The organism is Niastella sp. sgz303648 (genome assembly GCF_059587045.1).
Genome location: NZ_JCAPSW010000004.1, coordinates 301,934 through 316,019 on the forward strand (window position 1 = coordinate 301,934; position 14,086 = coordinate 316,019).

10 protein-coding genes are annotated in these 14,086 nt (G+C 37.7%); 3 read left to right on the plus strand and 7 right to left on the minus strand.

Features of this window, described 5'->3' with window-relative positions; genetic code table 11:
* Nucleotides 1–93 precede the first annotated feature (93 nt).
* Nucleotides 94–2,523: a hypothetical protein gene (locus tag AC59IL_RS13930; protein ID WP_496552756.1), complete on the plus strand. Its 2,430-nt coding sequence runs from the start codon at nucleotides 94–96 to the stop codon at nucleotides 2,521–2,523.
* Nucleotides 2,524–2,929: 406 nt separating this feature from the next.
* Nucleotides 2,930–3,169: a hypothetical protein gene (locus AC59IL_RS13935; protein ID WP_496552757.1), complete on the plus strand. Its 240-nt coding sequence runs from the start codon at nucleotides 2,930–2,932 to the stop codon at nucleotides 3,167–3,169.
* 652 nt (nucleotides 3,170–3,821) lie between these two features.
* On the opposite strand, the gene AC59IL_RS13940 is transcribed toward AC59IL_RS13935, so the two are convergent.
* From AC59IL_RS13940 to AC59IL_RS13970, 7 genes are all read right to left on the minus strand, one after another.
* Nucleotides 3,822–5,198, minus strand: coding sequence for a polysaccharide lyase 6 family protein (locus AC59IL_RS13940; RefSeq protein ID WP_496552758.1), 1,377 nt, complete (start codon nucleotides 5,196–5,198; stop codon nucleotides 3,822–3,824).
* Nucleotides 5,199–5,512: 314 nt separating this feature from the next.
* Nucleotides 5,513–6,400: a hypothetical protein gene (locus tag AC59IL_RS13945; RefSeq protein WP_496552759.1), complete on the minus strand. Its 888-nt coding sequence runs from the start codon at nucleotides 6,398–6,400 to the stop codon at nucleotides 5,513–5,515.
* A 67-nt stretch (nucleotides 6,401–6,467) separates the two neighbouring features.
* Complete coding sequence (locus AC59IL_RS13950) at nucleotides 6,468–6,719, minus strand: hypothetical protein (protein WP_496552760.1); 252 nt, start codon at nucleotides 6,717–6,719, stop codon at nucleotides 6,468–6,470.
* Nucleotides 6,720–6,995: 276 nt separating this feature from the next.
* Nucleotides 6,996–7,463 (minus strand): hypothetical protein, encoded by a 468-nt coding sequence (locus AC59IL_RS13955; RefSeq protein ID WP_496552761.1) that lies wholly within the window; start codon nucleotides 7,461–7,463, stop codon nucleotides 6,996–6,998.
* A 1,352-nt stretch (nucleotides 7,464–8,815) separates the two neighbouring features.
* On the minus strand, nucleotides 8,816–11,941 hold the full coding sequence (locus AC59IL_RS13960; protein WP_496552762.1) for an SIR2 family protein: 3,126 nt from the start codon (nucleotides 11,939–11,941) through the stop codon (nucleotides 8,816–8,818).
* A gap of 209 nt (nucleotides 11,942–12,150) precedes the next feature.
* Nucleotides 12,151–12,816 carry a hypothetical protein gene (locus AC59IL_RS13965; protein ID WP_496552763.1) on the minus strand — a complete coding sequence of 222 codons (666 nt, stop codon included), beginning with the start codon at nucleotides 12,814–12,816 and terminating at the stop codon, nucleotides 12,151–12,153.
* Nucleotides 12,817–12,858: 42 nt separating this feature from the next.
* Nucleotides 12,859–13,251 (minus strand): hypothetical protein, encoded by a 393-nt coding sequence (locus tag AC59IL_RS13970; protein ID WP_496552764.1) that lies wholly within the window; start codon nucleotides 13,249–13,251, stop codon nucleotides 12,859–12,861.
* Nucleotides 13,252–13,397: 146 nt separating this feature from the next.
* On the opposite strand from AC59IL_RS13970, the gene AC59IL_RS13975 reads away from it, so the two are divergent.
* Nucleotides 13,398–13,985: a hypothetical protein gene (locus AC59IL_RS13975; RefSeq protein WP_496552765.1), complete on the plus strand. Its 588-nt coding sequence runs from the start codon at nucleotides 13,398–13,400 to the stop codon at nucleotides 13,983–13,985.
* Nucleotides 13,986–14,086 lie beyond the last annotated feature (101 nt).

Here is a 14,086-nt window from a genome sequence, read left to right on the forward strand (position 1 = left end):
GTGGATAGATAGTTCTTCACTTCTAAACCTCCTGATCTGAAAAAGCAGCTTAGATATCTTTTTAAGACATTAAAAATATTTCTGGCGGTTATATTGGTGCTGGTTATCACAGTTATTTTATATGTTTCTATCAACAGGCAAAAGATCATCCGGCAGGTCACTACAGAAATAAGCAATCATTTAAACGGCCGGGTTAACATCGGGAATATTGAACTTAGCTTTCTCAGAAATTTCCCTCATGTATCTGTCTTACTTCATAATGTCAGCATTACAGATACGATGTTTAATACCCACCATCACACATTTTTTAAAGGAAAGGAAATATTTGTAAGCATCGATGTTTTAAAACTGATCAATCACCAACCTCCCATAAAAGGCATCAGGCTACAAACAGGAGAACTGTATTTGTACACTGATTCAACAGGATACACAAATACTTACCTGCTTCATCTTAAAAAAGATACGGCAAACAACAGTCCGCAAACCGAAGCAAAAAATGAATTAAATAACCTATTTCTCAAAGATGTTCGTTTCATTGTTGATGACAACAAAAAGGGAAAATTGCATGACTTTGTAATTAATCAGTTAAAAGTAAGCGTTTACAACAAGGAGAACCGTATGTTACTTTTTACAAAAGCCAATATCCAGGTAAAAAGTCTTGCATTTAATACAGCACGGGGAAGTTTTGTGAAAGACAAAGTTTTCAGCGGCAATTTTCATATGTCGTTTCAAAAGGAATCAAGTCTTCTTTCCTTTGATAGTATTGATATAAAATTATCCGGGCATCCTTTTAATCTTAGCGGACAATTGGAGCTGGCAGGCGACCAACCGCAATTCAGGCTGCGCATACACACGCACAAAATATCTTACGATTTTGTAAAATCTGCCCTGCCGCAAAAACTTGCCGGCGCCCTATCCATTGTTGATATCAATAACTCCTTAGATGCAAGCGCAACGATAACCGGACCTCTGAAAGGAGGCGAACCCAAAATATATGTCACCTGGCTTGCCAGAGACATCCGGTTAAGCACACTTTTCCTAAATTTTGAACATGCTACATTCAGTGGCTTTTATAATAATGAAGTGGTGGCAGGCCTTCCCCGAAAAGACCCTAATTCTATGATTGAAATGACTGATTTTACCGCCTTCTGGCATGGGTTGCCTGTTAGATCTGAAAAGATCACAATCCTTAATTTATACCGGCCTTTGCTTACCTGCGATCTCACATCTGATTTTCCCCTTACCAAATTAAATGAACTGTTAGGAAGTAAAACCTTATACTTAAACCAGGGTAAAGCAAACGTACAATTAAACTATGCAGGACCGCTGGTTAGAAACAATAACACGAACTCTTTTTTAAATGGTACCATTTCATTTAAAGATGCCGCTGTTGAATATATTCCGCGAAAAGTAGAAATGAAAAAAGTGAATGGCAAACTGGTATTCAAAAATTCGGATGTGTTTATTGAAAACCTTCAATGCGTTGTGTTAAATAATACAATTAATATGAACGGACAGGCCAGGAGCCTGCTTACCCTTATCAATACACAACCTGACAAAGCGAATATTAACTGGAACATACATATGCCCGTGATGAACCTGAGCTCGTTCTTATATCTACTCAAAGCAAAAGAGTCAGGTAGCCGGCAATTGGCAAAAAAATCCACCCTGCAGGACATGGCTAATAAAATTGATGACTTCATTGAACGTGGAAGACTACAGGTAAAATTAGATGCCGGTAAGCTTATCTATAGAAATTTTGAAGCAAGGAATGTATTGGTCGATATTACGCTCCTCAATGATCGCTATATCATCAACAACGTAAGTATGGATCATTCAGGAGGGCATATCGCATTAAAAGGCAGCCTGTTAAATCAAATAAATTTTCACCGGGCCAATCTGGAAGCAAATATGGATAATGTGAATGTTAGCAAAGTGTTTGCGGATTTCAACAACTTTGGACAGGATGGTCTTACAGCACAAAGCATTGAAGGGAAATTAAGTGCCGACATTACAGCCTCGATAGAAATGACGAATGATGGCCATGTTATTCCTTCGACAATTATGAGCCGGGTAGATTTTTCACTTAAAGACGGCGCCCTGAATAATTATGAACCCATAAAAAAATTACAACGGTTTATATTTAAAAAAAGGAATTTTGACATTATACGGTTTGCCGAATTAAAGAATCGGCTTGAAATAAGCAACCAGGAAGTCAGGATCAACCGGATGGAAATCCAATCAACTGTAATGTCAATATTCGTAGAAGGCGTATACAATCAAAAAGGCACTACTGATATTAGTATACAGGTTCCTTTGAGCAATCTTAAAAAGCGTGATGAAGACTACAATCCGGCGAATATTGGCGTTGACAAAAAAGCAGGTGGAAGTATCTTTATCCGCGGTAATCCGGGCGCAGATGGAAATATAAAATTTAAACTTGACCTGTTTAACAGGTATGATAAAGAAAAGAAAGCCGGTACCCTCTTAAACTATAAAGTGATGCGCAGCGAATGGCGGTAGGTGAGCACTCTTTGTTTATAAGCTCCATTAAGCTTATGAAAATGAGCAGCGCATCAGGCGATCATTCATTATTATATGTTTCTGTGTTAATTATTATTTTCAGCATGACCGATAACAAATACGTTTCGATTTTCTTTCACAAAATCGGCAAAAATGGGACTGATATGAACTATCTGTTTTGATAATTGTTGAGAGAAGATTTCCGCCATTTGATTATGTGTCAGGGCTTCGCTGCCTGTGATAGCATAGATTTTCTCTGTATGGCTGTTGGATTTGCTAATATAATCGCAGTGGCTTCCCCCAACATTTAAGCTTTGGCATTTAGGTGATAATCATTTGAATTTCAAAGAAGTCTGGAATTTATTATATTTGTATAGTAAAAATTCAGATAATTTATCATCCCATCATGAATGAGTTAGCCATTATATCGAATAGCTTAGGATCATTGCAGGAATTATCAAATAAAGAAACAATTTTCCTTGATGACGTACCAAGGCAGCTCAAGTGTGACCTTCAAAACTTTATTGTAGGTGAAACGCTTACAATGAGGGAGGGGAAAATTGTTATTGGAAATAATCTATATAAGAAGTGGCTTTTAAAATTGAATACTAAAGGATTTGATTATGAAATAGATTGGAAACAATGAATAATATAGATGAAAAATTTAAGCAAATTGAAACGCTTAAAAGCAAGATAGATGAATTAAAGCCCGGAAGGGATTGGAATGATGCATTCTTTAAAAATAGAAGGAATACACTCACCTATAGGCAGACGACAGGCACGCTAACTTTATGTATCAACCCAATGTTTCCCGGGAAATTGACTTGATCCGGTAAAACTCGAACAATACGAATACAAAATAATATTACTTTTCGTGTATTAAGTAAATAATCATTATAACAGATGTTAAAAATAAAACTGTTATAACAATTGTTTTCCAACCTGGATTTTTCGCCTTGATAACCACAATTCCTAAGAAAATAAAAAAGCATTCTTCTGAAGTAGATGACTTAGGTTTTCGTGTAGGACGAAAAAGCCTGCGATAAAAATTATTGACAGCAAGAGTAATTTGCTTAAACATAAATCCGCATTTAAATAATTGCGGACCGCGTAAACCCAATACAATAGTGATCTTTTTTTTCAAATGTACAACCCCTAATAAGCGGTTGTGAATATTGTGGGGATAGCCAAATAATCTAGTTGATAATAGCCTATAGCAAGCAAAAAAAGTTCCACTATAGCCGCGATTAACCCCTTCCAAACCAACGAATCGCGGCACGCCCCTCAATAGTAGCTTATTAATAACTATAGCTTCCAGGGCCGGTATCGGATGTCGTCAACGGCGTACCGGGCATACCCGGGTTGGATCCGCTGGTGCTGTTGTTGGAGAATACGGTATTGCCGGGTAGCCGCAGGTCGAGCAGCGTTGAAGCACTACCCCGGAGCGCATTGTTGGAAAACGTGCAACCGGTAGGCGGCAGCATATCATTGCTGCCATGGCCAATGATAACACCACGGTTATTCATGTTAATCCATATATTGCCGGTCACACTGGCATTGAATACCTGCGCATGGCTAAAGTCTGAACTGGCATAGCTGTCTCCTGCACCCAGCACAAACCCGTAATCCTGAGGATTGTCTACATAATTCCCGGTGACGATATGGTTCTTTTCATAAATCTTGATGCCACCGGTACCTGTTTTTCCCGCCTGTAGCATCAGGTTGCCGGAGATGGTGTTATTATTACCCGCCCGGGATGAGATGGTACCTACAGACGTGCGGAAGGTATTGGTACGAACCGTATTGTTGGAACTTTTGATAGAAATGATCTCCGCATCGCCATCGCAGTTCACAAAAAGATTGCTATCCACCACCGTAGATGTATTCTGGTAGTCGCCGGCCACGCCTATACCGCCAAGCACCATTATCTCTCCCGTACTTGCGGCCATGTCATGGAAGTAGTTATGATCAATTTGCGTATTGCGGGCCATATTGGGGTTGTTGGGCCCGTTGCCGTTGGCCCAACTGGTACGATCTGACGGGACCGTTATACCGGTACGGTTTCCACGCACAAAAATATAATGGCCCTTTACACTATTGGACCCAAACTCATTGTGATCAACACGGTTATTATTGCTGTTACCGCTCAACATTACCCATTGGGTGCCGCTGGCCTGTCCGCTTAGTTTAAGCGTGCTGCCGGCGAGGCGGCAACTGTTGCTGGCTTCAAACCATACAGCTACCGGGAAGGATTCGCCATCCACCGTTTGGGTTGAACCGGCAGTAGTGATTTTAAATCCCTGTAGGGTAACCGAAGAAACCTTGCTCAGCCGGATAATACCCGATGAAACAGTGGCGCTGCCTTTATGGGCAGCCTGGATGGTAATGCCGCTTTTGGTGACCGTAAAACCGGTGTACGTTCCATTGGCCAGCACAATCTTATCGCCCGAAACGGCAGATGACATGGCTGTATTCAATTGGGAATTGTTAGATACATTGAATGTAGTGGCAGCTGCAGTCTCGCCTTTGGCGGGATTTTTTTCTACCGGAGGGTTAGTCGCCGCTTCAGACCCGCCCGTTTTTTTGCAGGCGTCTGCAGAAACAATTGTTATAAACAGGAATAGCAGCAATCGGTTGTTCGCAACCGTGCATAGGTTGAACAATACATTTTTCATTGGCAAGGTGTTTGACTTTTTAATAAGTGATTAATGATTAACAGTTTCCGTGATTCGGATCAAAAACAATTACTGGCAGTAACCTTACGTGATAGCTTACTTGAAAATGACTAATAAGAAGGAAGACAATGTAAATTTAAAAACATAGATCACTATGCGATTGTGGCAGATTGGCCTTTTATTAATGAATATTTACAAGTACGCACAGCGGGGTCTTCAGATTTTTTGGGATCAAGTCAAAATCCTGGAGGATTGTAATCTACAGCCCACAAAAATGATGAGGTACTCTTTAAAAATTCTTTTGCCCGAAGTGTTTATGTGTCATTAAACGAAACGAGGCTGGTTGTACCGCGCGGACGCGGAAAGGCAGTTATTGTAAAGGCCATTATTGACGGTGCATACATGCGTTTATGGGTCGTGGGAATGAAATAGTATTGCCCATGGGGATGGCGTAGCGTAGCGACCTTCCTGGTAATTGTTCGTTGCGCACCAATGACAGTAACTTCTTCACATCGATCAGCAGGTAACGTTGGCAGCAATTCTGCTAAAATAGCTTCCTCGCTTATTTGATCCTTCAATAACTTCAGGGCCAACCCGGTCAAATATTGATAGTCGCAACGGCGCCTGGACTGGCGCGGCAACCGGGCATATAATTTCGAACCTATTTTTGATGCCCGGCCCATGAGGCCGGCATAATACAACGTCTGTCGCCTGCGGGCTTTTCGCCGGTTGCTCTTAATGGTTTTATTGTTCCAGTATTCGCTGTTTTGTTTGCGATACGCCCGCTTAGGTTCAGCAGGCAACAGGGCATTGATAGTATCTTCAGATTGCCTGGAGCAGTTAATGGCCGCTTCCTGTTGTTTGCCGACCACTATTGCTACATAGCGTTGCAACAATTCCTCGTGTATTTCCTGCTGTTTTTTCCCTTTTTTCAATAGGGTAAACGCCTCGCCGGTAAAAGACCGGTACATCCACGATTGCCGCCAGTAAACAGGTAACGCATTGTACACCAATGACCCGATTTTCGATGCCTGGCCCATCAGCACGGCATAGTGGCGGGTGTTTTTAAAACAAGGCGCATACAGCACTTTCCTGCGGGTCAGACTGCTTTTTTTACGCACGAAGTTCCTGCCTTCCATAACATAGAAGGTAAGGTTGTGCATGGTTCCTTTAACAATAAATGGAGCAAAAGCTTCGGCCATGTAATAAAGTTACCAACTATCTTAAAACGTCAGATGCCGGCACTATGATTTTGACTTTTTTCAATATTTAGTCGTATTGCGATAGAAAGTGTGCAACCAGTATATGACTGCCACTGAACAAACTCAATGCGTCGCTGGTACAGGAACTGATTCTGCTGGTTTCAGCATGGTTAGGAATGGGCCTTTCTACAGGCTGCTCACTACTATACATGTACCGTACATGCGCCGTTGCAGAACCGTGGCATAAGTATAGTACATCGGTAGTTGAACGCCGCCAACTCCATGGATGCGCCCACGATACAGAATACTTAAAGCGCATTTTCTAAAAAGTAGTTGTTCTGCTATTGATTAACAATGTTCAAAGAGTCATTCACGAATGGCGTATTAAAAACACAACTTATAAGCTTTATTTAGTGCGGTCAGTGTTGTGATAGATAAAAACTGGCAAGGAACGTTCAAAAAGTATGATTCTGGCTTTTTAAAACCTTCAAATTGGCCATAACTTACAATTTAAATCAATTTATGGCCAAATTGAGTTTTTGAAAATCATTGGCCGCAAGGAAAGTTGGAATTTAATGGAATGAACTAAAAGGGTCTAGATCTTATGAAATTCAACGGGGCCAGAAATAACTCTTCTATTTCTATTCCCATACCCAACAAAACATCCTTCCAAATCTGTTGAATTTGCAGACAGTTCAAGAACAAATGAGCCAAATTGCTTAATTTCTTGTTTGGCATTCATATATTCCAGTTTTAAAAAATCCAGTAAATAAAATCCTCCTCTTACATTAATGTGGTATGATTCATTATTATAGAAGAAATAAATTTCTCCATTAATTTTCCCACTGCGTGAAACTTTTAAAGTCAGATCTATCTTTACAGTTATTTGTTGGCTGTTTAAAACCTGATTGAAGGTTCCTTTCCATTTCCCATTAACGGCGTTTCTTTTTGCTCTGCTTACGTTCTCATACTTAACGGGCTTGTCAAAAACAAAATAACGATCAATGAACCATACAATAATCGCTGCTAAAATTGTGAAGATTCCTCCCACAATATTGTCCATGCCATTTATTTTTTAATTATAGAAACATTTCAGCCGATAAATTTATTCATCTTGTCTAAAACGTAATCAGGTGTTTTCACTGTTTTTTAATAACTGGAACGGGGGAGTTGAGTACTTGTCTGTGGTTTAACATATATCCAATGCGCTGACCACCTGAGGTAATGAAAAAATAAGGCATAAAAAAGAGCCCCCTATTATCAATAGACGAAATATTGGAAATTTCAGTATTGTCTGTGATCGATATGATCTTCCCTGGTTAAGGAATGATGCTACAATCCCCCGGCTTTTCAACCTGATCCCATCATATGCATGCCTGACGCACATAAAAAAAGCTTTAGGCATTCACCTAAAGCTTTCATTTTCAACTTCGTAGCGGGAGAGATAAAAATATCTAACCAATGGCTGTCCGATTTGATCGCTTTTGATGAATTCATAGTCAATGACAGCCTGGCAGAAAAGTCATTCTAAGGGTTTCTTTTCCACGTGATTCTGGATGGCAGTGGTAATCAGTTCAAGGGCGTGTAAGCTAAGTGGTTTGCCTTCGATTTGTTTCCAGTTGGGTGCACGATGTTTCAACCCTCGGGTCCGAAATAATGGGCGATTGGATTCAATGACAATGGCACCGTTACGGGCCGTCACCCTGTACCGCTCCATGCGGTCATCAATATGCAGTTGCTCCACGGAAAGCCGGATATTGCGCTTGTGGTAATCGATTGTAATCTGGAAAGTCATGGGAATCTCGGCCGCAAGTTACAAAAGAAAAGCCCCCGGCATCCGGCGTCGGCATACCGGATGCTCAGGGCATATGTATGAAGGGTAGTAAACAAGTCTATTGGTTGGCCTGCCATGAATGCGTTATAAAGGTTCCAGGTCAGGAGGCGGCTGTACAGGTACAACGAGCATCATGCCTTTAATCGTAATCACCTGCATAAAATCACCCCGCATAAAGCCTGCGTGTTCCAGCCAGAAGCCGCGTAGCCGCATTTCTGGTACTTCATAAAGTGGCTGTTACGCAAGCCATAATCGTAATGGTAATAACCTCGACGAACTTTGAGTGTTCTGATGCCCGTTTCCTTATTTTTGCAACTATATCGGGCTATCTGTGCTACATTGTCGATGGTGCTTTTTAGCATATCAAACATCCTTATTATTCGACAATACTTTAACTTAAATTCCAATGTTTCGCCTCTTCTTCCACGATTGAGTGGTAAAGGAAGTAAAATACATTTTTAGTATTTCCTGTATTCCTTTTAATTCGACCCTTTAATTGAGAGGGATCTTCCGTTATCAATTTGGCTTTGTTTGAGCATCTTTAGCTTTTGAATCCCATACCCAGAATATGGTCAATATATTTAGTTGCTGTTCAAAATTCTTAATCCAATAGCAATAGCTCCTTTATAATTAAAAGCAAGTTTGAAAGAAACATTCTGAAATGAACTCAAATCATTCCAAATATCTTCTTCTGTCCGAATGCTAAATAACACGGTATCGCCAAACTCACTCCTTCTAATAAGTCCGTAGCTTAGTTCCTTTTTTGTAATTGTTCCATAAAAAACTACTTCGATTCCGTTATTTCTGATAATGCCCCTCGGCTTATATTTTATTTCTGGCCGAATATTTACATTCCCTGTTCTTTCAAAAACTTCTTTAGCTCCATTGTAATCTCTAACCACAAAGCATGTTCGTGCATACCAAAACTGAGCGAAATATCTAGTATCACCATTAGTAAAGGATTTTCGTAAATAATGGAGAATATCGGTGTAATTTGGCGGGTCAATTTTTGATAGGATCATACCGACTTTGAAATTAACATCCTTATCCACGGCATTAATCCGCAAATTTTCTTTACAAACTAATAGCGCTTTTTCTAATTGGCCTTGCGACTCATAAAAATTCGCAAGCCTTAAGCATATATACGGATTCGTCTTATTTACTTCAAATGCTTGTTCCAAAGAAACCTGAGCTTCAGGGATTTTATCCAGTAGAATATTGTATCTTGATTCAATCTCAAGTAAAAATTGTTCATCCGGGAATATCTGCTTTGCTTCAGATAAATATTTTTCGATATCTTTTATTAGTCTTTCAAAGGAAGGCCCATCATTATTATCTGCAACATATTCTAATCGCAGTAGCTCAACTTTCAACAACGTATGATATGGATGAAGAAGTTTATCCCTATCTTTCTGGGCTTTCCTAATTAAACGAAGACATATATCTTTACTACTATCCAGGTTGCTAAATATTTCAACTTTCTGTCTACCTTTTTCAGCCTTTTTTAGTTCAAACTCTGCAAATGAATGTGCAATAAAAGGGTCATTTTCATCTTCTTTATACGCCTTGAATAAATATTCCTCTGCTAAATTAAAGTTACCATTTGGTCTTTTCATTTCAAAAATTGCCAGTTGTTGATAAAGTTTAGCTTCATCATCACTTTTCTCAAAGGCAATATCATATAGATTTCTTATTTTAACTGGATCATCAAAAAGACTTAAAAGATCGGTGGCATTAGTCATTGCAATAAATGCGCTTTTATCGCTGTTGTAATTAATATTTAGGTTTGTTAAAATTCTGACATATTCATCATATTTTTCTTGCTTCTCTTTAAGAATGGTTTCGAAAACCATTTCCGCTATTTGAGGATGTCGTGACTTATAAATATAATCATCGATCTTATTGTTGTAACTGGTAAATACAATATATTCTAGCGGGGCAAAAAGCTTTTCTTTGAACTCATTAAAATTTATTCCATGTACACGTGATATTAAACCGGCTCTTGCATACGATCCCAATTTATGTAAAATACAGACTGTTAAGTACAAAGATTGAGCAGATGCATTTTTAATACTGTTAAATTCGTCTTCAATAATTTCGTGAAAGGGCTTTCCGTGAGTGGATTCATGAAGCGCAACCAACAATTCTTTGTCAGATTTTTCCTTAAATATCTCAATTTGTTCGGCATAAGATTTGCCTTTTAAATAACCAAGTGAATCATGCCTCGTTAACAATGCAATTAATTCTCTTATTTCTTTCTCGTTTAGAAATTTTAGCTGAAAATCTTCGTCCACCAATGTTTCTAATGACGAACACTCGGTATTCCAGACATTAATCCTCTCCGCAGCAATAATTGTAATTGGTAAACGATCTTTTTGACTTCTAAGAATGATTCGCTCCATGGAATGAAAGTGTGAACTAGCCCGATCTATAAAAACAAATATTCTGGTTTTTACAAAAGAATACAATTCGTACAATGGTTCAAATTCGACTGATGAATTCGGTTTAATAAAAATACAAAATTTGTCAAAATTATTGGCAGCATCCCAGGCAATGCGTTTTAACATTACTGATTTTCCAGAACCAGCATGCCCCTTTAAAATATATAATTTTGGATTAGCTGATAAAATATTTTCTTCCTCTAAGAATACCTCAGACAGAATCCCGTCTTTTAATGATCGATCGACATCTAAGTTTCTTATAATTGGGTCCCAATTTTCAAAATATCCTTTGTAAAACGCTTTTGGATCTGTATTAGGAGAAGACATTGCTCTATGAATGTAATCGATATCTTTCTCAATAAATTGTGCTAAAGTTTCAGAAATTCTTCTTTCTTCCAATGAAACCACAAATCGGGAAAAAATTGGATGATCATATTTAGTAAACGTAGCAGATATCTTTCTTAGTTCCTGCGAGGATTTTTTATCTATTTCGTCCATGAATTCGGAAAAAGGCATTATTATAGATGTTATTTTTTTCCCTTCCCATAAACTTGCCTCTGCCGGTTTGATAAATGGACCGACCATATATGATCTTGGTTTCGTATTTAACGTTCCTAGTCTATTTAGAATTGAACGAATATCCCAATCTGCGAAACTAAATCCTATGAATAAAAAGGTATAGCTACCTGCATATTCCTTAAGTGAGTCGTAAAGAGCATCTCTATTACTTTTATGATCTATATATTGATCTACTGTTAGTATCAAAGGCAATCTTTCATCGTCAATACAATCAAAACTTCCATGCAATTTAAAGTAGGGAACATGATTTGCTTTATGAATCTCTTGTTGGCGAGAATTTTTCCAAATAGGATTTATCTGCTGAACATCTCTTTTTGTAGCCTTTGCCTTTTGATATGCCTGTTCAATTATAAAATCATAATTAACCGTAAAGATCGCTTTCCAATTAAATGTTGGGATGAGATCATGGTGAGGTGCGGGAGTGAATTTTGAAAATACATCATCTCTAATAAATTTCTGAACATCATATAGGCTTTTTTGCGATATGGCAATTTCACTCACAGTTGTTAAGTCGCCATCAAAATAGGTTTCATCAAGAAATTTTTTTGCAATTAAATTTGATAAATGTTTCCCTAAGGGTATATTACTATTATTTGGATGCAATGCACCGAAAGAAGCTCCAGCTCCTAAAAATAAAACAACATTTCCAGCCAAAATTTCGTCACTTAGAATAGTGGGGATGGGCATATTTTACTATTTAATAACAAATTAGAGATTCAAAGTAATATTTAAGTTCATTATTTAAAAGTCGAATTACAAAAGCATATCATTTTTGTAACTTTAAAGAGAAATGTCAGTCGTTTTGTAACCTTCCCAAATTCCGCAGCGTTGGTTTCTTCTTATCAAACTGTGAGTACAATACTCCCGATAACATATCCACTAAAGCTATAAATTCGTCAGCTTGCTCCAAGCGGATAACGATTAGATTTACTAAAATCTACTAAACCGGTTCCATAGAAAAGTTTTATACTCGACTCGGAGGAATTTCTAGTCAAAAATTCTTCGAATAAAGCTTTGCCTAAATTGGTCTTGTTAAAGACTGCTACTATTCCAAATAATTTATCACGACCTTGACTTCTGGTATGAACTAGAGACTGTAGCCGTTTTATTTTATTTAGGTCAGCTTGGTAGCTCTGAATATCAGCTTCCGTTATACCAATTTGTTCTCTACAAAATTTTAATTCTAATATTATTGCATCACCACCAATTTCAAAACTTTTACTCGGTAACGGTCCGTACTTGATTCCTTTATAGGTCACCCTAAATTCGACAGAATGATAGATGCTTATATTTTGAGGAGATATAACCGTTAAGTCGGGAACCAGGGTCAACTTGCCATTTTCATCAAAAAACTTTACTTCGGAGTGTAAAGCGCATCCGGAGATATCCGGATCTATAGTTTGAGAGTTATCGGGAAAGAGCAAATGAATTCTTTTAAAAACATGACATTTTAAATCATCTTCTGTTAATAGCAGAGCTTTGTGTGCTTGAAACTCCGTTTCAAGACGTTGTAGTTCTTGTATTATTCTTTCAACTAATTCTTCATTTATAATTAGGCTCATATAAGTTTACTTTTATTGAAATTTGAATGTGGAGCAATAAAGCTATTTCTTTACAAAGTATCTTTTTCTTCCATTTTCATTGTGTGAAAAAATTAGCCTATCCTTTTCAAGATTTACTAGACTTTGATCAACATTAGCCAGAATCTCACCATACGCTAAAAGCTCCATTTTTATTTCTTTAGCAGTCATTGGCTCATTTGCTTCAGATAAAATGTGCTTCAACTTGTCGCGCTTCGAAAGTATATTCTTTGGAAATTTTTTAACAATATTCGAGTAATTATTTGGAATGTTTGATGAATCGGTGTCGACATTGGGATGCGCATTCAATTGCCTATTAATCAATTCATCTATTGTGGCGAGACATTCATTTATTGATGTTTGCTGTATTACTAATTGTTTTCTGATTTGAGTTAATTCATTAAAAATATTTTCCACGGTATTCAATTTTTAACAAAATTAAGAATAGTACCGGTTTATTCCAAAATAAATTCCTAATGTTCCAAATAATTACTGTAATTTGCTGAATGAAATTTGTGGTAGATCAGAAGTGTATTTGATAATCAACTCTTAAACAATAAATTATGGAATGGCAGTTATTTATCATTCAAGTATGCATTGTGTTTGTGGTGTATATCGGCACATTGATTTTTAAAAATTATTTCCCTGCCTATTTTAACGAAAAAGGAAAAAACCTTGCTACTAAGGAGGACATCAGTGAAATAACAAAAAAGGTTGAAGAAACGAAGAAGGTATTTACGGATAAAACGGAAGAATTAAAAGCTCAATTGCTTTTTCAGAATCAGCATAATTTATATTGGAAAGCAGCAGAACGAGAGGCGCTGGTTGATTATAATAAAAAATTCTCAGCATGGATGTACTTTATCGTGCGGTTCCCTTTATCAGTATATAATCTAGAAAACTATAAAGAGTTGAAAGCTCAAGAGATTGAGCTTGATAAACGCCAGTATGAATGTGACATTGCTGAGGCCCATGTTGATTTATTTGACAATACAAAGGAGTTTTCTGAACTTATTTTGAAAAGGAATTTAGCCATACTAAAATTGGAAAGTTTATTAGAAAAAGCAATGACAAATGTTTATCATCTTTGTGCTATGTGTCAAATAAGTATTGCTAATAAACAACCTCGAGAGGTAGCTGAATTGCAGTAGAAGCTGCTAATGGATTTGCAGGCTGTATATATTGAGTTTGGTGAAAATCGTGTTGAGCAATTCGAGGAGGTTGCAGAATGCAATGCTCAAATTAGCAAAAG

Bases quoted from the DNA above. Each gene is read 5' to 3' on its own strand.
- AC59IL_RS13955 (WP_496552761.1), bottom strand. From the start codon at position 7,463: ATGGACAATATTGTGGGAGGAATCTTCACAATTTTAGCAGCGATTATT.
- AC59IL_RS13950 (WP_496552760.1), bottom strand. From the start codon at position 6,719: ATGCGCTTTAAGTATTCTGTATCGTGGGCGCATCCATGGAGTTGGCGG.
- AC59IL_RS13935 (WP_496552757.1), top strand. From the start codon at position 2,930: ATGAATGAGTTAGCCATTATATCGAATAGCTTAGGATCATTGCAGGAA.
- AC59IL_RS13940 (WP_496552758.1), bottom strand. From the start codon at position 5,198: ATGAAAAATGTATTGTTCAACCTATGCACGGTTGCGAACAACCGATTG.
- AC59IL_RS13960 (WP_496552762.1), bottom strand. From the start codon at position 11,941: ATGCCCATCCCCACTATTCTAAGTGACGAAATTTTGGCTGGAAATGTT.
- AC59IL_RS13965 (WP_496552763.1), bottom strand. From the start codon at position 12,816: ATGAGCCTAATTATAAATGAAGAATTAGTTGAAAGAATAATACAAGAA.
- AC59IL_RS13975 (WP_496552765.1), top strand. From the start codon at position 13,398: ATGGAATGGCAGTTATTTATCATTCAAGTATGCATTGTGTTTGTGGTG.
- AC59IL_RS13945 (WP_496552759.1), bottom strand. From the start codon at position 6,400: ATGGCCGAAGCTTTTGCTCCATTTATTGTTAAAGGAACCATGCACAAC.